21 protein-coding genes are annotated in these 21,087 nt (G+C 71.6%); 15 read left to right on the plus strand and 6 right to left on the minus strand.

Annotation, left to right across the window (positions count from 1 at the left end; translation table 11 throughout):
* The first annotated feature begins 82 nt into the window (after positions 1-82).
* The 8 genes from AAFN69_RS16690 to AAFN69_RS16725 all read left to right on the plus strand — a co-directional run bounded on the left by AAFN69_RS16690 (position 83) and on the right by AAFN69_RS16725 (position 6,669).
* Positions 83-913, plus strand: a complete 831-nt coding sequence (locus AAFN69_RS16690) for a helix-turn-helix domain-containing protein (RefSeq protein WP_347729303.1) — start codon at positions 83-85, stop codon at positions 911-913.
* A 187-nt stretch (positions 914-1,100) separates the two neighbouring features.
* Complete coding sequence (rimO, locus tag AAFN69_RS16695; protein WP_347729304.1) at positions 1,101-2,648, plus strand: 30S ribosomal protein S12 methylthiotransferase RimO; 1,548 nt, start codon at positions 1,101-1,103, stop codon at positions 2,646-2,648.
* Positions 2,645-3,313 (plus strand): CDP-diacylglycerol--glycerol-3-phosphate 3-phosphatidyltransferase, encoded by a 669-nt coding sequence (pgsA, locus tag AAFN69_RS16700; protein WP_347729305.1) that lies wholly within the window; start codon positions 2,645-2,647, stop codon positions 3,311-3,313. Before rimO ends, pgsA begins: the two co-directional genes overlap by 4 nt.
* Positions 3,310-3,837, plus strand: coding sequence for a CinA family protein (locus AAFN69_RS16705; RefSeq protein ID WP_347729306.1), 528 nt, complete (start codon positions 3,310-3,312; stop codon positions 3,835-3,837). The genes pgsA and AAFN69_RS16705 overlap by 4 nt, the downstream gene beginning before the upstream one ends.
* A 109-nt stretch (positions 3,838-3,946) precedes the next feature.
* Positions 3,947-4,330, plus strand: a complete 384-nt coding sequence (locus tag AAFN69_RS16710) for a helix-turn-helix domain-containing protein (RefSeq protein WP_347729307.1) — start codon at positions 3,947-3,949, stop codon at positions 4,328-4,330.
* Positions 4,331-4,768: 438 nt separating this feature from the next.
* Positions 4,769-5,239, plus strand: coding sequence for a DNA starvation/stationary phase protection protein (locus AAFN69_RS16715; protein ID WP_347729308.1), 471 nt, complete (start codon positions 4,769-4,771; stop codon positions 5,237-5,239).
* A 303-nt stretch (positions 5,240-5,542) separates the two neighbouring features.
* Positions 5,543-5,947, plus strand: coding sequence for a hypothetical protein (locus AAFN69_RS16720; RefSeq protein ID WP_347729309.1), 405 nt, complete (start codon positions 5,543-5,545; stop codon positions 5,945-5,947).
* A 485-nt stretch (positions 5,948-6,432) separates the two neighbouring features.
* Complete coding sequence (locus AAFN69_RS16725) at positions 6,433-6,669, plus strand: hypothetical protein (protein ID WP_347729310.1); 237 nt, start codon at positions 6,433-6,435, stop codon at positions 6,667-6,669.
* A 136-nt stretch (positions 6,670-6,805) separates the two neighbouring features.
* On the opposite strand, the gene AAFN69_RS16730 is transcribed toward AAFN69_RS16725, so the two are convergent.
* Together AAFN69_RS16730 and AAFN69_RS16735 are read right to left on the minus strand one after the other, a co-directional pair.
* Positions 6,806-7,621: a DNA-formamidopyrimidine glycosylase family protein gene (locus AAFN69_RS16730; protein WP_347729311.1), complete on the minus strand. Its 816-nt coding sequence runs from the start codon at positions 7,619-7,621 to the stop codon at positions 6,806-6,808.
* Positions 7,622-7,690: 69 nt separating this feature from the next.
* Positions 7,691-12,433 (minus strand): ATP-dependent helicase, encoded by a 4,743-nt coding sequence (locus AAFN69_RS16735; RefSeq protein ID WP_347729312.1) that lies wholly within the window; start codon positions 12,431-12,433, stop codon positions 7,691-7,693.
* 221 nt (positions 12,434-12,654) lie between these two features.
* On the opposite strand from AAFN69_RS16735, the gene AAFN69_RS16740 reads away from it, so the two are divergent.
* From AAFN69_RS16740 to AAFN69_RS16750, 3 genes are all read left to right on the plus strand, one after another.
* Positions 12,655-13,680, plus strand: a complete 1,026-nt coding sequence (locus AAFN69_RS16740; protein WP_347729313.1) for an AraC family ligand binding domain-containing protein — start codon at positions 12,655-12,657, stop codon at positions 13,678-13,680.
* A gap of 77 nt (positions 13,681-13,757) precedes the next feature.
* On the plus strand, positions 13,758-14,579 hold the full coding sequence (locus AAFN69_RS16745) for an AzlC family ABC transporter permease (RefSeq protein ID WP_347729573.1): 822 nt from the start codon (positions 13,758-13,760) through the stop codon (positions 14,577-14,579).
* A complete protein-coding gene (locus AAFN69_RS16750; protein WP_347729314.1) occupies positions 14,576-14,884 on the plus strand; it encodes an AzlD domain-containing protein in 309 nt (102 codons plus the stop codon). Before AAFN69_RS16745 ends, AAFN69_RS16750 begins: the two co-directional genes overlap by 4 nt.
* A gap of 64 nt (positions 14,885-14,948) precedes the next feature.
* Here AAFN69_RS16750 and AAFN69_RS16755 read toward each other — a convergent pair whose 3' ends face one another.
* A complete protein-coding gene (locus tag AAFN69_RS16755) occupies positions 14,949-15,884 on the minus strand; it encodes a hypothetical protein (RefSeq protein ID WP_347729315.1) in 936 nt (311 codons plus the stop codon).
* A 79-nt stretch (positions 15,885-15,963) separates the two neighbouring features.
* On the opposite strand from AAFN69_RS16755, the gene AAFN69_RS16760 reads away from it, so the two are divergent.
* The 4 genes from AAFN69_RS16760 to recX all read left to right on the plus strand — a co-directional run bounded on the left by AAFN69_RS16760 (position 15,964) and on the right by recX (position 19,606).
* Positions 15,964-16,158 (plus strand): DUF3046 domain-containing protein, encoded by a 195-nt coding sequence (locus AAFN69_RS16760; protein WP_347729316.1) that lies wholly within the window; start codon positions 15,964-15,966, stop codon positions 16,156-16,158.
* A gap of 263 nt (positions 16,159-16,421) precedes the next feature.
* Positions 16,422-17,558, plus strand: coding sequence for an AI-2E family transporter (locus AAFN69_RS16765; RefSeq protein WP_347729317.1), 1,137 nt, complete (start codon positions 16,422-16,424; stop codon positions 17,556-17,558).
* A 325-nt stretch (positions 17,559-17,883) separates the two neighbouring features.
* Entirely contained in the window at positions 17,884-19,014 is a 1,131-nt protein-coding gene (gene recA / locus AAFN69_RS16770) for a recombinase RecA (protein ID WP_347729318.1), read from the plus strand.
* Complete coding sequence (gene recX, locus AAFN69_RS16775; protein ID WP_347729574.1) at positions 18,926-19,606, plus strand: recombination regulator RecX; 681 nt, start codon at positions 18,926-18,928, stop codon at positions 19,604-19,606. The genes recA and recX overlap by 89 nt, the downstream gene beginning before the upstream one ends.
* A gap of 272 nt (positions 19,607-19,878) precedes the next feature.
* On the opposite strand, the gene AAFN69_RS16780 is transcribed toward recX, so the two are convergent.
* The 3 genes from AAFN69_RS16780 to AAFN69_RS16790 all read right to left on the minus strand — a co-directional run bounded on the left by AAFN69_RS16780 (position 19,879) and on the right by AAFN69_RS16790 (position 21,082).
* A complete protein-coding gene (locus AAFN69_RS16780) occupies positions 19,879-20,322 on the minus strand; it encodes a rhodanese-like domain-containing protein (RefSeq protein WP_347729319.1) in 444 nt (147 codons plus the stop codon).
* A complete protein-coding gene (locus tag AAFN69_RS16785; RefSeq protein WP_347729575.1) occupies positions 20,319-20,822 on the minus strand; it encodes a cysteine dioxygenase in 504 nt (167 codons plus the stop codon). Before AAFN69_RS16785 ends, AAFN69_RS16780 begins: the two co-directional genes overlap by 4 nt.
* A gap of 173 nt (positions 20,823-20,995) precedes the next feature.
* Positions 20,996-21,082, minus strand: a complete 87-nt coding sequence (locus AAFN69_RS16790) for a putative leader peptide (protein WP_311605579.1) — start codon at positions 21,080-21,082, stop codon at positions 20,996-20,998.
* Positions 21,083-21,087: the final 5 nt, after the last annotated feature.

Consider the following 21,087-nt stretch of genomic DNA (forward strand, 5'->3'; position numbering starts at 1 on the left):
CGGTCGCCCGGTTGCCCCACCCTTTCGTACCAGTCATACACTGAACCTCCAGCAGGTGGTTACACGCTCGAAAGGCGCCCCCGTGTCCATCGGCAACTCCCCCGAAGACGACCGGCCTTCCCCCGAGGAGGAGCCGCCCTCGATCGGCCGAGTCCTCCACCAGGCCAGGATCGGATCCGGCCTGACCTTCGACGAGGTCAGTGCCTCCACACGGGTGCGCGTCCCGATCATCCAGGCGATCGAGCACGACGATTTCACCCGCAGCGGCGGCGATGTCTACGCCCGCGGGCACATCCGCATGATCGCGCAGGCGGTGGGGCTCGACCCCGCCCCGCTGGTGGCGCGGTACGACTCCGAGCGCGGCGGACGGCCCGCGCCGACCCCGGCCGCACCCCTGTTCGAGGCCGAGCGCATCCGGCCGGAACCGCGCCGTCCCAACTGGACCGCGGCCATGGTCGCGGCGATCGTCGCCGTCGTCGGATTCGTCGGTTTCACCCTCTTCAGCGACGGTGAGGAGCCGCGCCGGACCACCCAGGTGGCGGAGGGACCGGCCGGCGCCGACGAGGGGTCGGCCACACCGCAGCCGTCCCGCGAGAAGCCCGCCGACCCCAAGCCCGATCCCTCGGACAGCGCCATCGCGGCGGTGCCGAAGGACAAGGTGACGGTCAGGCTCACGGTGATCGAGGACAAGAGCTGGATCTCGGCCAAGGCCGCCAACGGCAAGATCTTCTTCGACGGCACCCTGAACAAGGGTGATTCCAAGACCTTCCAGGACGACGAGCGGGTCGATCTGATCCTGGGGAACGCCGGCGTGATCGAGCTCTATGTGAACGGCAAGCTGGTCGAGAACGAGTTCCAGCCGGGCCAGGTGCAGCGGCTCTCGTACACGGAGGGCGACCCCGAGGCGGGCTGACCGGCGCGGTGCGCCGGTACGCGTGCCGTCCGCGTACGCCCCCGCCGTCCCTCCCCGGAGGGACGGCGCGACGGCGGCTTCCGTGACCGGATCGGCCCCCGATGGGGACACAGGCGGACAGAACCGCCCACCGGGGGCCGGAACCTCGCGGCAGGGACGTGGGCCAGGACAAAGTAGTCTTGAGCTCATGCCCGAACGCCGTACCGTCGCCCTTGTCACTCTTGGCTGCGCCCGTAACGAGGTGGACTCGGAGGAGCTGGCAGGCCGCTTGGCAGCAGACGGCTGGCAGCTCGTCGAGGAAGCCGCCGACGCGGATGTCGCCGTCGTCAACACCTGCGGATTCGTCGAAGCCGCCAAGAAGGACTCCGTCGACGCCCTGCTCGAAGCCAATGATCTCAAGGACCACGGCAGAACCCAGGCCGTGGTCGCGGTCGGCTGCATGGCCGAGCGGTACGGCAAGGAGCTGGCCGAAGCGCTGCCCGAGGCCGACGGTGTGCTCGGATTCGACGACTACGCCGACATCTCCGACCGGCTCCAGACCATCCTCAACGGCGGCATCCACGCCTCGCACACCCCGCGCGACCGCCGCAAGCTGCTCCCGCTGAGCCCCGCCGAACGGCAGGGGGCCACCGGTGTGGCGCTGCCGGGTCACGGCGCGCCCGCCGAGCCGCCCGCGGAGCCCGCTCCGGCCGATCTGCCGGACGGTGTCGCACCCGTCTCCGGCCCGCGCGCGCCGCTCCGCCGCCGGCTGGGCACCAGCCCCGTCGCCTCGGTGAAGCTCGCCTCAGGCTGCGACCGGCGCTGCTCCTTCTGCGCCATCCCCTCCTTCCGGGGCTCCTTCATCTCCCGCCGGCCCTCCGACGTTCTCGGTGAGACGCGCTGGCTGGCCGAGCAGGGTGTCAAGGAGGTCATGCTGGTCTCCGAGAACAACACCTCGTACGGCAAGGACCTCGGCGACATCCGGCTGCTGGAGACCCTGCTGCCCGAGCTGGCCGAGGTCGACGGCATCGAGCGGGTGCGCGTCAGCTATCTCCAGCCCGCCGAGATGCGGCCGGGGCTGATCGACGTCCTGACCTCCACCCCCAAGGTCGTGCCGTACTTCGACCTCTCCTTCCAGCACTCCGCGCCCGCCGTGCTCCGCTCGATGCGGCGCTTCGGCGACACCGACCGGTTCCTGGAGCTGCTGGAGACCATCCGCGGCAAGGCCCCGCAGGCCGGTGCCCGCTCCAACTTCATCGTCGGCTTCCCCGGCGAGACCGAGGCCGACTTCGCCGAGCTGGAACGCTTCATCACCCATGCCCGGCTCGACGCCATCGGTGTGTTCGGCTACTCCGACGAGGACGGCACGGAAGCGGCCGGCTACGAGCACAAACTCGACGCCGAGGTGATCGCCGAGCGGCTCGCGCATCTGTCGCGGCTCGCCGAGGAGCTGACCGCGCAGCGTGCCGAGGAGCGGCTCGGGGAGAGCCTTGAGGTGCTCATCGAGTCGGTGGACGGCGACGCCGGCCACGACGGCGAGTGGGCGGCCGTGGGCCGTGCGGCGCACCAGGCGCCCGAGACGGACGGCCAGGTGGTCTTCACGGAGGGCGAGGGTCTGGCCGTCGGCCGTATCGTCACGGCGAAGGCGGTGGACACGCTCGGTGTCGATCTGATCGCCGAGTACAGCGATGTCACGGCCGACCGGTACAGCGAGGTCACGGCCGGCCTGATCCCGGGCGAGGAGGCGGCCAGATGACCGGAGTGCCGGCATCCGCGGGGGGCGGCACCGGAAGGCATGCACCCGGCGGGAAGCTGGGTGCTGCCGCCGTCAATCAGGCCAGCCTCTGGAACATCGCCAACATCCTCACCATGGTGCGGCTGCTCCTGGTCCCCGCGTTTGTTTTTCTGCTGCTCCAGGACGGCGGATACGACCCGGTCTGGCGCGCCTGGGCCTGGGCGGCGTTCGCGGTCGCCATGATCACCGATGTTTTCGACGGGCATTTGGCCCGCGCGTACAACCTGGTCACGGATTTCGGGAAAATCGCCGACCCGATCGCCGACAAAGCGATCATGGCCGCCGGACTGATCTGTCTCTCGGCGCTCGGTGATCTTCCGTGGTGGGTCACCGCGCTGATCCTCTTCCGCGAGCTGGGAATCACCCTGATGCGGTTCTGGGTGATCCGTCACGGAGTGATTCCGGCCAGTCGCGGCGGCAAGCTGAAGACGCTGGCGCAGGGCACGGCGGTCGGCATGTACGTCCTGGCGCTCACCGGGCCGCTGGCGACCATGCGCTTCTGGGTGATGGCCCTCGCGGTCGCGCTGACGGTGATCACCGGCCTCGACTACGTACGGCAGGCGATTCTGCTGCGGCGCCGGGGTCTGGCCAAGGAGCGCGGAACCGCCGGGGTGACCGACCGGTGACCACCTCCGGGGCGGACGCCACCGCGGCACGGATTCTCGCGCTTCTCACCGAACGCGGCGAGACGGTCGCGGCGGCCGAGTCCCTCACCGGCGGTCTGGTGGCCGCCGAGCTGACCGGTGTGCCCGGAGCCTCGGCCTCCTTCCGCGGATCGGTGACGGCCTATGCCACCGATGTGAAGCGGGATGTCCTGGGGGTCGACGGAACCCTCCTGGCCCAGCGCGGGGCCGTGGATTCCGCCGTCGCCGCGCAGATGGCGGCGGGTGCGCGCACCGTGCTCGGCGCGGACTGGGGCATCGCGACCACGGGTGTGGCGGGGCCCGGTCCGCAGGACGGAAATCCGGTCGGCACGGTCCATGTGGCTGTAGCCGGACTGAACGGAACCGGGAAAACTGCTGTGCTGAGGTTGAACGGCACCCGTGCGGAAATCCGTAGAGAGAGTGTACGGAGCGTGCTCGCCCTGCTGCTGGGTGAACTCCTGGAAACGGCGCGGGCAAAGGATACGGAACAGAACGGGGGGAATTGATGTTTGCAGCCCTGAGTGAACACGACATCGCTCCCCGCACGGCCGCAGCGCGAGGCGGTACGGTGGGGCGTGAAGGATGCGGCTACGCGGTCCGAGGAGGGAGCCACCGATGATTCTGCTCCGTCGCCTGCTGGGTGACGTGCTGCGTCGGCAGCGCCAGCGCCAGGGCCGTACTCTGCGCGAAGTCTCCTCGTCCGCCCGAGTTTCGCTCGGCTATCTCTCCGAGGTGGAGCGGGGGCAGAAGGAGGCTTCCTCCGAGCTGCTCTCCGCGATTTGCGACGCGCTTGACGTACGGATGTCCGAGCTCATGCGTGAAGTGAGCGACGAGCTGTCCCTGGCCGAGCTGGCACGGTCGGCAGCGGCAAGCGAACCGGTGCCCGCACCGGTGCGGTCGATGCTGAATTCCGTCTCCGTGACGTCCGTGGCCGGTGTGCCGACGGAACGGGTGACGATCAAGACGCCGGCGGAGGCCGTCGACGTTGTCGCTGCGTGATGCGTACGGCGCGGTCGCGTGCGGTGCGGTATGGCACCGGGCGGTACGGAGACGACCCGTACGGCTTCGGTGAGGAACGGTGCGAGCTTGAGCCCCGGTCGCTGCCCTCAGGGCGGTGAGCCGGGGCTTCTGCGTAGGGTTTCGTGCTTTCTTCTTCTCGGTTCGTGCTTTCTCGCTCCGCGCCGGCGGGCTGCTTGCCTCTCGCTCCTTCTCCGGGTGGTCCGGGTCACGGTGGATTGCGGTGACTGGGCGCGCGGGAGCGGGGTAGGCGCGCTGCTGAGTACGGAACGGGGCGGATCCGGTCGGTACCGGGAGCCGGGCCAAGGGCCCGGACGGAGGCTCGGGAGCGGGCTTCGGGTGGAGTGAGGGCCGTCCGAATGTCTTGTTCGAGTGCCTATGTCATGGTGGAAAACACCGACAACCGAGTGGAGGACATGCATGTCTGTCGTCAAGAGCCCACTGTCCGAGGCCGACCTCAAGGCGGTCGGTGACGCCCTGCGCGGTGCGCTGGTGGATCTGGTGGATCTTTCGCTGGTGGCCAAGCAGGTGCACTGGAATGTGGTCGGTCCGCGCTTCCGGTCCGTGCATTTGCAGCTCGACGAGGTGGTCGACACCGCCCGGCTGCACTCGGACACCGTGGCCGAGCGGTCCTCCGCCATCGGTGTCACGCCGGACGGGCGGGCCGCGACCGTGGCGTCGCAGAGCGCCATCGGCGCCGTGCCGGAGGGGTGGATCAAGGATGTTGACGCGGTACAGGTGCTGGTGAAGGCCCTCGACGCGGTGATCGTACGGATGCGGGAGCGCATCGCGACGACCGGGGATCCGGACCCGGTGAGCCAGGACATCCTCATCGGTCTCACCGGTGATCTGGAGAAGCACGCGTGGATGTTCCAGGCGGAGAGCGCGTAGGGCCGCCGGTCCTGCCGTACCGCCGGGTTCTGTGACCGGTTCCGCTGCCGGTCCCGCCGCTTCCGTCACCGGTACTGAGGGCCGCCCGGTTCCGTCCGGGCAGCCCGGCGGTCCGGACCGGGCGGAATCCCGGAGATCCGGACGAGGCGGCTCAGAGTGAACTCAGCCGGGCGGATTGCCCCGTGCGGGCACAGCTCGGCCATTTCCCCCACCTCGCGGCCCCCGTGGCGCCACACTGTGGCTACGGGGGTTCCGCCGGGGCGGTCGGCGGGGCGGATCCGCGCCTGAGGGGAAGACGAAGCCATGTCCCTGTATCAGATCTCCTGTCCCGGCAGGGTCCTGTTCCGCGAGGACGAGCTGGCCTCCCTCGCCCGGCTGGAGGGCGGCTTCGAACTCAGCCGGCGCCTCTACTGCGCCCTCGAGACGGGGCATGAGGGCGTGCACTGCGTGATTGCGCAGGGAGTGAGCGGTACCGAGGAGATCCCGCCGTGGAATATGTGGATCCGCTGGCCCGAAGGTGATGAATACGGCCCCGGGCGGGAGATGCTGCGGCTGGAGGACTGCCCCGCGAATTTCCTGACGGGGACGGTGCAGGAGGAGGGCTGTCACCTGCCGATGGGGCACTGGGGGCGGCACGGATACGAATTCGGGCCACCGCTGACGGACTCCGATGTCATGCCGGAATGGCTGTTCCGGCGATTTGGCTGATGAGCGGCCGGCCGGCGGCGGGGAAAGGGCTTTCTTCCGATGGTGATGTGCTCGCGGAGAAGTTGCGGCGTTCCGGAGCTTCGGTTTTGATCACAGAAGAACCGCGGAATGTCCGGTATCGGGAGGAACCGCGGAACCCCCGGACATCCCGGCCGGGGAAATGCCCGGAAAAGTTTTGGCGCACCGGTGGAGAAGACGTCTTTCGGCCGCCTGATACCGGAGCCGGGCGAAAAGTCGCTGGAGAGCCGCACGAGAAGTGCTGGAGGTGCGCTGGAGGCCGCGGTGCGGCGGCGGGCGGGCCGCGAGGATCGCGCACGTTTGCGATTGCACTGGCGAACCTCACCGAGTGTGATGTGCGGACGGGCGGTGCGCGGAGCGCGCCGAGGCCGGTACGCGGATCGGTTCCCCGGTCCGCCGGGATCGTTTCGGGAGAGTTCCGGCTCGGATGATCGCGCCGGTCCCGGGTGGACCTGAGGGAGGCGGCCATGCCGCGACGCGGGATCGGCTTCGGCCGCACGGCCGTGCTGCTGGCCGGAGCGCTGTGGTGGTGGGCCGTGCTGCGGCTGGTGCTCGTCCCCGAGCGCGCCGGACTCGTCGAGGGGGCGGTCGCCGCCGGCGGCTGGGGGCTGAGCCTGCTTCCGGTCCATGTGACGGCGTACCGAGGACGTATGGCCACCCGGGAGATCACCAGGACATGGCCGCGCCGCCGTTCGGACGGCTGATCCGGCCGGTGGTCAACGCCGCGCCGGTGAGAAGTGCGGTGCACCCGGTGAGGCCGTACGCCCTGAGTGGCGTGGCGGGACCGCACGACCAGATCTGACGGGGTGTCAATGACTGTGCCGGTGGAACAGCGGGTGTTCACGGGCCGGCCGGGCCCGACTGGCAGCCGGGGCACCAGTAGCTGACACGCTCACCCCTGCTGTCGTCCTGCCCGGCCCTGCGGATGGCGGCCCCGCACCGCAGACAGGGCCGGCCCGCGCGCCCGTACACATGGAGCCGGGGCCGGTTCGGTGCCCCCGGTCCGGTGGTCCGGCGGTCGAAGGTGTCCTTGTTCGCCTCCAGGAGCCGGTGAGCGGTGGCCACCAGCCGTTCGGGAACACCGTCGGGCAGTTCACCCACCGGGAGCCAGGGGGTGACCCGGGCCAGGAAGGCCAGTTCGGACTTGTAGACATTGCCGATCCCGGCGAGATTGCGCTGATCCAGGAGGGCTTCGCCAAGCGGCCGGGACGGGTCGGCGGACAGCCGGGCGGTGGCGGTGGCGGCAGCGGTGCCGTCCCAGCCGGGGCTGAGCAGATCGGGCCCGAGGTGGCCGACGGCCGCCGACTCGTCCTCGGTGCGCAGCAGTTCGAGGACGGGGAGGCGGTAGCCGACGGCGGTCTGCCGGGTGTTGCCGAGGACGGCACGGATCTGATGTCCGGGGCCGCCGTGCCAGCGCTCGCCCGCGTCGAAGACCCGCCAGGAACCGTCCATCCTGAGATGGGAGTGGAGGGTCGCACCGCCTTCGATCCGGGTGAGGAGGTGCTTGCCGCGCGGCGTGACATCGAGCACGGTCCGGCCGGTGAGATCGGCGGTGGCGAAACGCGGCACCCGCAGATCGAACCGGGTCAGCTCCCGCCCGGCGAGGGCGGCGTGCAGCCGCTTCGCGGTCAGCCAGACAGTGTCTCCTTCGGGCATGCCCTCCATGATGCGCCGACCGCGGCCCCGGTGGGTCCACGGCGGTACCGGAGCCGCCCGCGTGTTCCGTCAGGGGCGTATGCGCAGCCCCCGGGGTGTGGCATGGAAGCCCGCCGCCTCCAGGACGGGAGCGAGCGGGGAGGTCAGCGCCGGGGAGCCGTTCACCCGCTCCACGGTGACGGTGCCCAGGGTGCCCGCCCGAGCCGCGCCGGCCAGTGCCTCCACCGCGGCCGGCAGCGCCGGATCGCCGGGGGCGGTCGCCCAGACGAGGAGGGTGCGCCCGCCTCGTTCCATGTAGACCGCCGGTTCACCGCCGACCAGGATCACCAGGGAACCCGCCTTGCGGCCCGGCTTGTGGCTCGCGCCCTCCGGGGGCTCGGGCCAGGGGAGCGCCGCGCCATAGGCATTGGCGGGGTCGGCGGCAGCCAGGACCACCGCTCCGGCAGGAGCCGTGACATCCGCGCGCTCCCGCGCCCCGGCGGCGGCCCGCAGCCGGTCCACCGCGCCGTCCACCGCGAACTGCGCCGCGCCCAGGCCCTCCACCACATAGCCGCGGCGCGCCTTGCCGCTGTCCTCGAATGCCGACAGCACCCGGTACACGGCCGAGAATCCGCCCTGCACCCCCTCGGCCGCCACCGCTCCCCGGGTCACCACGCCGTACCGGTCCAGCAGGGTGCGGGCCAGAGCGTGGGCGCGGTGGGTGGCATCGGGCTCCCGCGCCGGAAGCAGCGACCAGCGGCCGCTCACGGTCGGCGGTCCGCCGCGGGAGACCGGGCGGGCTGCTCCCGTCAGGCTTCCGTACCGGCCTCGGGGCACGGTCCGCCGGGCGCGGTGGGCGGTGGCTCCGGCGGTGCGGCCCGAGCCGAGCAGGGAGCGGAGCGGAGCGAGCGTGTCATTGGTGAGCCGGCCGGACCAGGCCAGATCCCACACCGCGTCGGCCAGTTGCGGATCCGTCGCATCCGGGTGGGTGGTGGCGCGGACTTGGTCGGCGATCTGGCGGAAGAAGAGCCCGAACCCGGGGGCCAGGACGGTGAGCACCGATTCGTGGAGCGCGGTCAGCTCCAGCGGATGCGGCTCGGGGAGCAGCAGGGGCGCGGTGTCGGCGGGATAGAGGGAGATCCAGCCGTCCTTCCCGGGAAGTGCGCCCGCACCGGCCCAGAGGACCTCGCCGGTCGTGGTCAGTTCGTCCAGCAGCCCGGGGGCGTAGCCGTGGACACGGGACGGCAGGATCAGCTTCTCCAGCGCGGAGGCGGGCACCGCGGCACCCTGAAGCTGTTCGATCGCGCGGGCGAGGCCGTCGATACCGCGCAGATCCCTGCCGTTCAGATGCTGCCACTGGGGGAGGAACGCGGCGAGGGCGGCCGGTGCCACCGGCTCCAGCTCGTGCCGGAGCGCGGCCAGCGAACGGCGGCGCAGCCTGCGCAGCACATTCGCGTCGCACCACTCCTGGCCGAGGAGCGGATCCACGGAGCGGGCCCCGGAATCCTCGGAAGAGGTCGATGGGGTGTGCGGGGGCCGGAACTCGCCCCGGACCACGCGCCCGTCCGCCGCCAGGCGCTGGAGGGCGCCATCGGTCACCGCCGGTCCCAGACCGAACCGGTCGGCGGCCTGCTGCGAGGTGAAGGGGCCATGGGTGCGCGCGAAACGGGCGAGCAGGTCACCGAGCGGATCCCTGACCGGCTCGGTGAACGCCTCCGGAACACCCACCGGCAGGGCCGTGCCCAGCGCGTCCCGCAGCCGGCCCGCGTCCTCGATCGCGGCCCAGTGGTCCGTCCCCGCGATCCTGACCCGGATGGCGCGCCGGGAGGCCGCCAGCTCCGCGGCCCACCCGGGGTCGGCACCGCGCTCCGCCAACTCCGCCTCGGTGAGCGGCCCGAGGACGCGCAGCAGATCGGCGACTCCCTCGCCGTCCTTGACCCGCCGGTCCTCGGTGAGCCACCGCAGCTCCCGCTCCAGCTCGGTGAGGACATCCGGGTCGAGGAGCTCCCGCAGCTCCGCCTGGCCCAGCAGCTCCGCCAGCAGCCGCGAGTCGAGGGAGAGGGCGGCGGCCCGCCGCTCGGCGAGCGGTGAGTCGCCCTCGTACAGGAACTGGGCGACATAGCCGAAGAGCAGGGAGCGGGCGAAGGGCGAGGGCTCGGGGGTGGTCACCTCGACCAGCCGGACCCGCCGGGACTCGATGTCCCCCATCAGCTCGGTCAGCCCAGGGACGTCGAAGACGTCCTGAAGGCATTCCCGGACCGCTTCCAGCACGATCGGGAACGATCCGAACTCGCTCGCCACCTGGAGCAGCTGAGCGGCCCGCTGGCGCTGCTGCCACAGGGGGGTGCGCTTGCCCGGGCTGCGGCGCGGCAGCAGCAGGGCCCGCGCCGCGCACTCGCGGAACCGGGAGGCGAACAGCGCCGAGCCGCCCACCTGGTCGGTGACGATCCGCTCGACCTCATCCTTCTCGAAGACGGTGTCCGCCGCGCCGACCGGGCTCTGCTCGCCGTCGAAGGCCGCGCCGGGATGCGCCGGATCGCCGTCCAGCAGATCCAGCCCCATCAGATCGGCGTCCGGCAGCCGCAGCACAATGCCGTCGTCGGCATGCATCACCTGGGCGTCCATGCCGTACCGCTCGGCGAGCCGGGCACCGAGCGCCAGGGCCCAGGGCGCGTGCACCTGCGCGCCGAACGGGGAATGGATCACCACCCGCCAGTCGCCCAGCTCGTCCCGGAACCGCTCCACGAGGATGGTGCGGTCATCGGGCACATGGCCGCAGGCCCGGCGCTGCTCGTCGAGATAGGCGAGGACATTCTCCGCCGCCCAGTTGTCCAGCCCCGCCGCCAGCAGCCGCAGCCGGGCATCCTCGGGGGAGAGGGCGCCGACCTCGCGCAGAAACGCTCCCACCGCCCGGCCCAGCTCGAGCGGGCGGCCCAGCTGGTCGCCCTTCCAGAACGGCAGTCTGCCCGGCACCCCGGGGGCGGGGGTGACCAGCACCCGGTCCCGGGTGATGTCCTCGATCCGCCAGGACGTGGTGCCGAGGGTGAACACATCGCCGACCCGCGACTCGTACACCATCTCCTCGTCCAGTTCGCCGACCCGGCCGCCGCCCTTCTTCGGGTCGGCGCCCGCGAGGAAGACCCCGAAGAGCCCCCGGTCGGGAATCGTGCCGCCGGAGGTGACGGCGAGGCGCTGCGCGCCGGGCCGGCCCGTGACCGTGCCCCCGACGCGGTCCCAGACCACGCGCGGACGCAGCTCGGCGAAGGCGTCGGAGGGGTAGCGCCCGGCGAGCATGTCCAGAACGGCGGTGAACGCGGACTCCGGCAGTGCGGAGAACGAGGCCGCCCGGCGGACGAGCGCCAGCAGGTCATCGGCCTGCCAGGGATCCATGGCGACCATCGCCACCAGCTGCTGGGCCAGTACGTCCAGCGGATTGGACGGGATCCGGAGCGCCTCGATGGAACCGGTGCGCATCCGCTCGGTGACCACGGCGGCCTGCACCAGGTCGCCGCGGTACTTGGGGAAGACCACTCCGGTGGAGACCGCGCCCACCTGATGCCCGGCACGGCCGACCCGCTGGAGCCCCGAGGCGACCGAGGGCGGGGACTCGACCTGGACGACGAGATCGACCGCGCCCATGTCGATGCCCAGCTCCAGGCTGGAGGTGGCCACGACGGCGGGCAGCCGGCCCGCCTTCAGATCCTCCTCCACCTGGGCGCGCTGTTCCTTGGAGACCGAGCCGTGGTGGGCGCGGGCCAGCAGCGGCGGCGCGCCCTGTGCCGCCCCGGACTGGGCCATGATCTCGGCCGGCGGTGCCTTCTCCGGGAAGGGTTCACCGGTGGCGCGCTCATGGGCGATCTCGTTGAGGCGGTTGCACAGCCGCTCCGCCAGCCGCCGTGAATTGGCGAAGACGATGGTGGACCGGTGCGCCTGGACCAGGTCGGCGATCCGCTCCTCCACATGCGGCCAGATCGACGGCCCTTCCCGCCGGCCGTGTGAGCCGCCCGGGGAGCCGCCGGGGAGCGGGGGTTCGAAGGGCACGGCGGCGGAGCCGTCCCGTCCCGAGTCCTCCGGGGCCCGGGCCGCGCGCGGCTCGTCCAGATTCTCCACCGGGACGACCACGGAGAGATCGAATTCCTTGCCCGAGGGCGGCTGGACGATCTCCACCTTCCGCTGCGGTGAGAGATAGCGGGCCACCTCGCCCACCGGGCGGACCGTCGCCGACAGCCCGATCCGGCGGGCGGGACGGGGCAGCAGCTGATCCAGCCGCTCCAGCGAGAGCGCGAGATGGGCCCCCCGCTTGGTGCCGGCGACCGCGTGGACCTCGTCCAGGATCACCGTCTCCACGCCGGCCAGGGCATCCCTGGCCGCTGAGGTGAGCATCAGGAAGAGCGACTCGGGCGTGGTGATCAGGATGTCCGGCGGTCTGCTGATCATCGACCGGCGCTCGGCGGGCGGGGTGTCGCCCGAGCGGATGCCGACCCGCACCTCCGGCTCGGGCAGCCCCAGCCGTACCGACTCCCGGGTGATTCCGGTCAGCGGGCTGCGAAGATTGCGCTCCACATCGACGGCGAGGGCTTTGAGCGGGGAGATGTACAGCACCCGGCAGCGCTTCCTCGCCTCGGCGGGCGGGGGGACGGACGCCAGCCGGTCCAGCGCGGCGAGGAACGCGGCGAGGGTCTTTCCCGAGCCCGTCGGCGCCACGACCAGGACATCCGATCCCTCGCCGATGGCGTGCCACGCCCCCTCCTGCGCGGCGGTGGGCGCACTGAAGGCTCCCGCGAACCAGCTCCGGGTCGCGGGGGAGAAGGAGTCGAGCGCAGTCCTGGCCATGTCCCCCATCGTGCACCGCGCCACTGACAATCGGCCTCCACAGCCGGATCCGTGTCCACTCCTCGCCACATCCGGACTCGCTTGCCCCGGTTTCCTCGATTCCGGATACTCGCCCGGCCTTCCCCGGGCCCGCCCGCCCGGACCGGTACCGCCGAGGTCATCGGCGTGCTCCGGCGGCCCGCGCGGCCCGCCGGAGCGCGGTCCGGAGGACAATGGGCGGTATGGGGGAGCCGCAGCGGGGCGAGTGGGCCAGGCACTGGAGATTTGAGGAGCTGCCGGGCCTCGATCTGCTGCGCGCCCGGTATGTCCGGCACACCTTCCGCCGCCACAGCCATGAAGGATTCACCCTCGGCGCGGTCAGCGGCGGTGTGGAGGACGTACAGCTGCCCGAGGGCCTGATCCGGGCCCGCCCCGGCACCGTTGTCATGATCAACCCGGAGGTGCCGCACTCCGCGCGGGCCGGTGATCCCGACGGCTGGACCTACTCCACCCTCTATCCGTCGGTCGGCCTGATCGCGGCGATAGCGGACGAGGTCAGCACCCTGCGCGGCACTCCGGTGTTCGGCGAGACGATCGTCGAGGACCCGCAGGCCGCCGAACTGATCAAGGGAGTGCACCGGGCCGCGGAAGCGGGAAACGCGCTCGCGGCGGACAGCCTGCTCAGGGTCGCCGTCGCCCGACTCCTCGGCCGTCACGGCAGCCGTCTGCCGCCCCGCGGCGCCCGGCCGGACTCCGGGTCGCGCACGGCGGCGCTGGCCAGGGCCGTACTGGAGGAGCGCATGGCCGATCCGCCGTCGCTGGAACGGCTCGCCGGGGAGCTGGGCACCAGTCCGTTCGCCCTGCTGCGCGCCTTTCGGAGGGCGTACGGCATGCCGCCGCACACCTGGCTCACCGACGCCCGGGTGCGCCGGGCCCGCCGGCTCCTGGATTCCGGCGGCACCCCGGCCGAGGCGGCCGTCGCCGTGGGCTTCACCGACCAGCCGCATCTCAACCGTCATTTCACCCGGATCGTGGGGGTGCCCCCGGGCGCGTACCGCAGAGAACGCGCCGGGCGGCTCCCCGCATCCCGGGAGGACGGGCCCGCCGGGGAGCGTCCCCCGGCCCCTGCCCCGGATACGGAGGGAACGGCTCCGACGGGAGAGGCGGGCAGCGGTGCCCGCACCCCGGCGCCCGCCGCGCCGAGACTCTCCGCGCCGTCGCGGACAACCCCGCCGGGCGGAGCCCGCAAGAACGTACAAGACCGCTGATCACAGCCCCGCGTAACGTCCCTGGGGTGGCAGAACAGACAACCCAACCCGCAAGCCGTCCACCGGCACACCCCCGGATACCCGGCCCCGCCGCGCCCGCCGGTGCCGCCGAATCCACCGACGGCACCGCCAAGCCGGACTCCGCGGTCGTCCGGGACTCACTCGGCGTCGGCATCGCCGTCGGCCTGTCCGGTTTCGCCTTCGGCGTCACCTCCGCCGGATCCGGGCTCACTCTTCTCCAGACCTGTGCGCTCAGCCTGCTGGTCTTCACCGGCGCCTCCCAGTTCGCGCTGGTCGGCGCCCTCGCTGCGGGCGGCAATCCGTACACCGCCGCCGCGGGTGCCTTCTTCCTCGGCATCCGGAACGCCTTCTACGGGCTGCGGCTCTCCCAGTTGCTCGCCCTGCCCCGCGCCGTGCGTCCGTTCGCCGCCCAGTGGGTGATCGACGAGACCGCCGCCGTCGCCCTGGCCCAGCCGAACCGGCGGGCCGCCCGCCTCGGGTTCACCGTCACCGGGCTGTCGCTCTACGTCCTGTGGAACCTGACCACCCTCTTGGGCGCGCTCGGCGCGGAGGCCATCGGCGACACCGGCGCCTGGGGCCTGGACGCCGCCGGCCCGGCCGTCTTCCTGGCGCTGCTGGCCCCGATGCTGCGCACGGCGACCGAGCGGCTGACCGCCGGGCTCGCGGTCGTGCTCGGGCTGGGCCTGCTGCCCGTACTGCCCGCCGGAGTACCGGTCCTGGTGGCCGCGCTGGCCGCCCCCGCCGTCCTCTGGCTGAAGGGCCGGCGCATGACCGGCCCGCCGGACGCCGCCGGGGCGGCGAAGCCGGCGGCCCCGCCGGACACCGCCGGCACCGCTCCGGAGGAAAGCACCCACCAGAAGGAAGGGGAGAGCCGATGAGTGTCTGGATCGCGATCGCGGCGACCGCCGTCGGCTGCTATCTCGTCAAACTGGCCGGTCTGCTGGTCCCCGCCAACGCCCTGGAGCGCCCGGTCGTCCAGCGGCTCGCGGCCCTGCTGCCCGTCGCCCTGCTGGCCGCCCTCACCGCTCAGCAGACCTTCAGCGCGAACGGCGCCCTCGTCCTCGACGCGCGCGTCGCCGGAGTCGCCGCGGCGGCGCTCGCGCTCGTTCTGCGGGCCCCCTTCCTCGTGGTGATCGGTGCGGCTGTCCTGGTCACCGCCGGGGTGCGGGCGGTCACCGGCTGACCGCACAAGGACAAGGGCCGGGACCGGGATCCGGAGCGGGAGCGGGAGCCGCCGGGCCGTGGCCTCAGCCGATGGCCCGCCCGTACGCCCGCAGGGTCCGCAGTGCCTCGACCGTCACGATCGGCCGGGCCTCCAGCGACGTACCCGGCGCCCATGGACGCCAGGTGACCGGCCAGCCGCCGTCCTCCTCCTGCGCGCTCTCCAGATGGTCGAGCGAGCGGGCCATCTCCTCGTCCGTGAACCATCGCCGCGCCGGGGACCGGGGCGTACGGGCGTAGTCGTACGGAAAGTGGTGCTCACCGGGTGCGTACCCGTCGGCGACCGGGTACCGGTCCCGCTTCCCGGGGTCGAGCACCACCAGCCGCCGCTCCCGGACCAGCCGCCCCAGCCGGTCCGCCGCCGCCTCGGCCCGCGCCCGGTCCGGGACGCCCTCCAGAAAGGCGACGGCCGCCTCGATCTCGTACGGATGGGAGTGCTCCAGCGCGTCGACGGCGGCCCAGCAGAAGTCCGTGGCGCGAAAGAGCCAGGCATGCCAGACCTGGTTGCCGTGCAGCAGCCCGACCACCGGACCCGTCGCCAGCAGTTCACCCGGGGGGTCGTCGACGACCGGGATGAAGGGCGCGGCCGGATAGCCGCGCTGGGAGGGAAGGACGGCGGGCAGCGCTCCGTCCGCCGTCGACGCCCGGGTGAAGTACTGGCACATCCGTTCCACCCGCAGTCCGCCGCAGCGGCCGATGGAATCCAGGACCCGCAGGGCGTGGCCGGTGTGCAGGGGCTGACTGACAGGGCCGCGGAGATCCGGTTCGAGGGCGTGGCCGTACCCGCCGTCCCCGTTGAGATAGGCGGTCAGGGCGGTTTCCACGGCATCGGAGGCGCCGCCGAGGAAGTGATACGCGAAACGCCGCTGTTCGAGCACCCGGGCGGTGAGCCAGATGAACCGCTCCGCGCGGGCGAGGGGTGACGAGGGGGAGAGTGCGGTGCCTGCTCCGGTTCCAGCCATGTCACCGACCGTAGGGGGGAAAGATCCGGCCGTATACGGAACGTGCGGCACCGCAACCCGGTGGCGGGATACTGAGGGCATGCGGTTGACGATTTTCTGGGAAAGAATGGCTGATCATTTCGGCGGGTCCTATGCCGATTCCTTCGCCCGCGATCATGTGATGGCCGACTTGGGCGGACGCACGGTCCACGAGGCGCTGAACGAGGGCTGGGAAGCGAAAGAGGTGTGGCGGGTGGTCTGCGCGGCCGTCGACATCCCCGCCGACAAGCGCTGATCCGGCCGGTGCGCCGGGGCCGGCGGTCGGCTCCGGCGCACCCGGAGGGCCGGCGGGTAGGCCACACTTGGCCCGTGGCTCCGAAGACCGACAGAAATGACCAGCACGGATCCGATGGATCCGACACCACGGGCGGAAGGAAGAATTCCGGCCGGGCGGTGCCAGGGCAGGCCGGCGGCCCCCGGTCCACCGGTGCGCCCGGAGGCGCGACTCCGCCGGACACACCGCCGCCCGGATCCGAGACCGGTGTCCTTCCCGCCCGCATGCCCCGCTGGCTGCCGCGCGCCATGGTGCTGGCCCTTGCCCTCTATGCCTGTTTCCAGCTCGGCAACTGGGCCTTCCACCAGCTCATCGGATTGCTGATCAACATCCTGATCGCCTTCTTCCTGGCGCTGGCGATCGAGCCCGCCGTGGGGCGGATGGCGGCGCGCGGCATGCGCCGGGGACTCGCCACCTTCCTGGTCTTCTTCGGTGTCCTGGCGGCGGCCGTCGGCTTCGTGGTGCTTCTCGGCTCGATGCTCGCGGATCAGATCGTGACCATGGTCGAGGACTTCCCCAAGTACCTCGACTCGGTCATCAGCTGGATCAACCAGACCTTCCACACGGAGCTGTCGCGGCTGGAGGTCCAGAAGAATGTCCTGGAATCGGACTGGCTGCGGAAATACGTGCAGAACAGTGCGAGCGGTGTGCTCGACATCTCCGCAACTGTTCTCGGCGGGCTCTTCAAGCTGCTGACGATCTTCCTCTTCTCGTTCTACTTCGCGGCCGACGGGCCCCGGCTGCGCAGGGCGCTCTGTTCCGTTCTGCCCCCGGCCAAGCAGGCCGAGGTGCTGCGCGCCTGGGAGATCGCCGTCGACAAGACCGGCGGCTATCTCTACTCACGGGGGCTGATGGCGCTGATCTCCGGCACCGCGCACTTCGTGCTGCTGGAGATTCTGGGGGTGCCCTACGCTCCGGCGCTGGCCGTCTGGGTCGGCCTCGTGTCGCAGTTCATCCCGACGATCGGCACCTATCTGGCGGGCGCGCTGCCGATGCTGATCGCCTTCACCGTGAACCCCTGGTACGCGGTGTGGGTGCTCGGCTTCGTGGTGGTGTACCAGCAGTTCGAGAACTATGTGCTCCAGCCCAAGCTCACGGCCCGGACCGTCGACATCCATCCGGCCGTGGCCTTCGGCTCCGTCATCGTCGGCACGGCGCTGATGGGCGCGGTCGGCGCGCTGATCGCGATTCCGGCGGTCGCCACCCTCCAGGCGTTCCTCGGCGCCTATGTGCGGCGCTACGACGTGACCGACGATCCCCGGGTGCAGGGGCACCGCCGGCGGGACGGGCGGCTGCTGCGGAGGATGGGCACGGTGCTGGGCGGCCGGCGGCGCGAGGCCGGGGCGGACGACTCCGCCTGACCGGGTGAGCGGTGACGGGGGGGTGCTCCAGGGCGGAGCGCCCCCCGTTCCGTTCCCCCCGGCCGTTTCCCGGGCGGCTCGCGGCCCGGAGTCCGCCGCCCTCCCGGGAATCCTTCACCGGTCGGGGACACTGGGGTCAGAGGTACTTCGCGGCACGCCGGGGAGTGCGCTTGACACCAAAATCGAACATCCGTTCTCATGAGATTCCGGCCACCGATCTCATGGAGTTATCCACAGGCGGACGGGACGCCGGGGCCCATTGTCAGTGGCAGGGGTTAGCGTCTGTGACGTGAAGCGATCGACACAAGCAAATCGGGTGGAACCCATGGCAGGAACCGACCGCGAGAAGGCGCTGGACGCCGCGCTCGCACAGATTGAACGGCAATTCGGCAAGGGCGCGGTGATGCGCCTGGGCGAGCGGCCGAATGAGCCCATCGAGGTCATCCCCACCGGGTCGACCGCGCTCGACGTCGCCCTCGGCGTCGGCGGGCTGCCGCGCGGCCGCGTGGTGGAGGTGTACGGCCCGGAATCCTCCGGCAAGACGACCCTGACCCTGCACGCGGTGGCCAACGCCCAGAAGGCGGGCGGCGCGGTGGCCTTTGTGGACGCCGAGCACGCTCTCGACCCGGAGTACGCGAAGAAGCTGGGCGTCGACATCGACTCCCTGATCCTGTCCCAGCCGGACAACGGCGAGCAGGCCCTGGAGATCGTGGACATGCTCGTCCGCTCCGGCGCGCTCGACCTGATCGTGATCGACTCCGTCGCGGCGCTGGTGCCCCGCGCGGAGATCGAGGGCGAGATGGGTGATTCGCACGTCGGCCTCCAGGCGCGGCTGATGAGCCAGGCGCTCCGGAAGATCACCAGTGCGCTCAACCAGTCGAAGACCACGGCGATCTTCATCAACCAGCTCCGCGAGAAGATCGGTGTGATGTTCGGCTCGCCGGAGACCACCACCGGTGGCCGCGCGCTGAAGTTCTACGCCTCGGTCCGGCTGGACATCCGGCGTATCGAGACCCTCAAGGACGGCACGGACGCGGTGGGCAACCGCACCCGTGTCAAGGTCGTCAAGAACAAGGTTGCGCCGCCCTTCAAGCAGGCCGAGTTCGACATCCTGTACGGGCACGGGATCAGCCGCGAGGGCGGTCTGATCGACATGGGCGTCGAGCACGGCTTCGTGCGCAAGGCGGGTGCCTGGTACACGTACGAGGGTGACCAGCTCGGCCAGGGCAAGGAGAACGCCCGCAACTTCCTGAAGGACAATCCCGATCTCGCCGACGAGATCGAGAAGAAGATCAAGGACAAGCTGGGCGTCGGGGTCAGGCCGGAGGCACCGGGCAGCGAGCCGGCGGCGGAGGCGCCGAGCGCCGCTGCGGCTCCCGCCGACGAGGCCGCCAAGTCCGTGCCCGCACCCGCGGGCAAGGCGAAGACGGCCAGGACCGCGGCGGCCAAGAGCTAGTCCGGTCATGGCTTTCTCAGCGAAGCGGCCGCCCTCTGGGCAGGGTGGCAGCACTGACCCGTCGAGGGCCGGGAAAGTGCTGCCACCCGGACCGGCCGACCCCGCCGAGCGGGCACGGGCGATCTGTCTGCGCCTGCTCACCGGCAATCCGCTCACCCGAAAACAGCTCGCGGACGCGCTCCGGAAGCGGGAGATCCCCGACGAGGTGGCCGAGGAGGTGCTCTCCCGCTTCGAGGATGTGGGCCTCATCAATGACGCGGCCTTCGCGGGTGCCTGGGTGGAGTCCCGGCACCATGGTCGGGGGCTCGCCCGGCGCGCACTGGCACGGGAGCTGCGGACCAAGGGGGTCGATTCCGCCCTGATCGACGAGGCGGTGGGGCAGCTCGACTCGGATCAGGAGGAGGCGACCGCGCGGGAGCTGGTCGCCCGCAGACTCCGCTCCACCCGGGGACTGGACCGCGACCGGCGGCTGCGCCGCCTCGCGGGAATGCTCGCCCGCAAGGGATACGGAGAGGGGATGGCGCTCCGCGTGGTCCGGCGGGCGCTGGAGGAAGAGGGAGAGGACGTGGAGGATCTGGACGAGATCCTCTGATCGGCATCGGCATCGGCATCGGCATCTCGCATCGGCAGCGGTACGGAAGCCGAAGCGGCTCCGGTGCCGGCTTCGGCGGAGCCGGTCGTACGGGCGGCGTGACGGGCACCCGGCGGTCGGCGGAACGGCAGGCCGGCGGAGGCCGGTGAGGAGCCCGGGCCCGCAGGGCAGGGGCTCCTCGGGCTCAGGGGAAGGTGAGCAGTACGGCGGAATTCCGCCCTCGCTCGCCCTTCTCCTCCCCGGGCCGCCGCTCCGTGCTCACTCCGCTCCGCTCATCGGTCCGCCCGGTCCACCGGCAGCCCTGCGGCCTTCCACGCCTGGAAGCCGCCGATCAGATCCGTCGCCCGGTGCAGCCCGAGTTGGCGCAGCGAGGCCGCGGCCAGCGACGAGGCGTACCCCTCATTGCAGATCACCACGATCCGCAGCTCATGGCTGTCCGCCTCGGGCACCCGGTGGCTGCCCTGGGGATCGAGCCGCCACTCCAGCTCATTCCGCTCCACGATCAGCGCACCGGGAATCAACCCGTCACGCTCGCGCAGTGCCGCATAGCGGATGTCCACCAGCAGCGCACCGGCCGAGGCTTCCCCGAAAGCCCGCTCCGGGCCGATCCGGTCCAGATCCGCCCGGACCTTCTCCAGCAGCTCGTCTATCCCGATCGGCCCCTCCGGACCGCCCGGCCCCGTCGCCCCGTCGCCCGAGGTCTCCCGGCCGCTCACTGCCAGTCCTCCGGACGTTCGACCTGCTCCAGACGGAGCACCGGTCCGGTCCGGCTGAAGCGGCGGATCAGCGGCAGCGGCGGGTAGTAGGCGTGGACCGACACGGCATGCTCGGTCGCGGACGGGTTCAGCACCTCGTGCACATGGTGCGTTCCGAACGCCCGGCCCTGGCCTTCCGCCAGCCGCCGTTCCCGGTCGAGTCCCTCGTGTAGTTCCAGGGTCTTCCAGCCGTCCGACGGAAGCCGTACGGAGAGGGAGTTCTCCGTCAGCTGACCTGCCGCCGTGGCGAAGGCACCCAGGGAATCCGCGTGGTCGTGCCAGCCGGTTCCGGTGCCCGGGGGCCAGCCGATCAGCCATGCCTCGCTCCCGCGGGGCCCGTCCAGCCGGACCCAGGTACGGCCTTCCGGATCGAGCGGAAGCGTCGCGATCAGCTCGCTGTCGGCAGCGGCCCGCCGGACGAAGTCGAGCAGTTCGGCCGAGGTGGGACCACCTCGGCCCACCCGCCCGTAAGCAGCGTGCCGGACGGTGCCGGCGGAGGAGCGGGCGGTGGGGGAGAGCGGCGGGGAGAAGACCGGGGCGGACCCGGGTGGAGACTGGGACACGGAAACCGTCCTGAGAGTTCGCTGGAACGCACACCGGGCATCGACCCACGGCGCGCGGAGGGAAGGCGAGTTCAGCAGGACGGTCGACACACGCAGCCCGCGTAGCGGACGAGGTCCATATGGACCCTCCGCCACAGGCGCACATCGGTGTCGGTCACATTTC

The organism is Streptomyces sp. CAU 1734 (genome assembly GCF_039888735.1).
In the GTDB taxonomy this organism is placed as follows: domain Bacteria; phylum Actinomycetota; class Actinomycetes; order Streptomycetales; family Streptomycetaceae; genus Streptomyces.

Excerpts from the sequence above, each read along its gene's own strand:
- AAFN69_RS16760 (WP_347729316.1), top strand. The coding sequence starts at position 15,964 with ATGCGGTTGACGATTTTCTGGGAAAGAATGGCTGATCATTTCGGCGGG.
- AAFN69_RS16740 (WP_347729313.1), top strand. The coding sequence starts at position 12,655 with ATGGGGGAGCCGCAGCGGGGCGAGTGGGCCAGGCACTGGAGATTTGAG.
- AAFN69_RS16755 (WP_347729315.1), bottom strand. The coding sequence starts at position 15,884 with ATGGCTGGAACCGGAGCAGGCACCGCACTCTCCCCCTCGTCACCCCTC.
- AAFN69_RS16715 (WP_347729308.1), top strand. The coding sequence starts at position 4,769 with ATGTCTGTCGTCAAGAGCCCACTGTCCGAGGCCGACCTCAAGGCGGTC.
- rimO (WP_347729304.1), top strand. The coding sequence starts at position 1,101 with ATGCCCGAACGCCGTACCGTCGCCCTTGTCACTCTTGGCTGCGCCCGT.
- AAFN69_RS16710 (WP_347729307.1), top strand. The coding sequence starts at position 3,947 with ATGATTCTGCTCCGTCGCCTGCTGGGTGACGTGCTGCGTCGGCAGCGC.
- AAFN69_RS16720 (WP_347729309.1), top strand. The coding sequence starts at position 5,543 with ATGTCCCTGTATCAGATCTCCTGTCCCGGCAGGGTCCTGTTCCGCGAG.
- pgsA (WP_347729305.1), top strand. The coding sequence starts at position 2,645 with ATGACCGGAGTGCCGGCATCCGCGGGGGGCGGCACCGGAAGGCATGCA.
- AAFN69_RS16725 (WP_347729310.1), top strand. The coding sequence starts at position 6,433 with ATGCCGCGACGCGGGATCGGCTTCGGCCGCACGGCCGTGCTGCTGGCC.
- AAFN69_RS16765 (WP_347729317.1), top strand. The coding sequence starts at position 16,422 with ATGCCCCGCTGGCTGCCGCGCGCCATGGTGCTGGCCCTTGCCCTCTAT.
- AAFN69_RS16735 (WP_347729312.1), bottom strand. The coding sequence starts at position 12,433 with ATGGCCAGGACTGCGCTCGACTCCTTCTCCCCCGCGACCCGGAGCTGG.
- AAFN69_RS16730 (WP_347729311.1), bottom strand. The coding sequence starts at position 7,621 with ATGCCCGAAGGAGACACTGTCTGGCTGACCGCGAAGCGGCTGCACGCC.
- recA (WP_347729318.1), top strand. The coding sequence starts at position 17,884 with ATGGCAGGAACCGACCGCGAGAAGGCGCTGGACGCCGCGCTCGCACAG.
- AAFN69_RS16750 (WP_347729314.1), top strand. The coding sequence starts at position 14,576 with ATGAGTGTCTGGATCGCGATCGCGGCGACCGCCGTCGGCTGCTATCTC.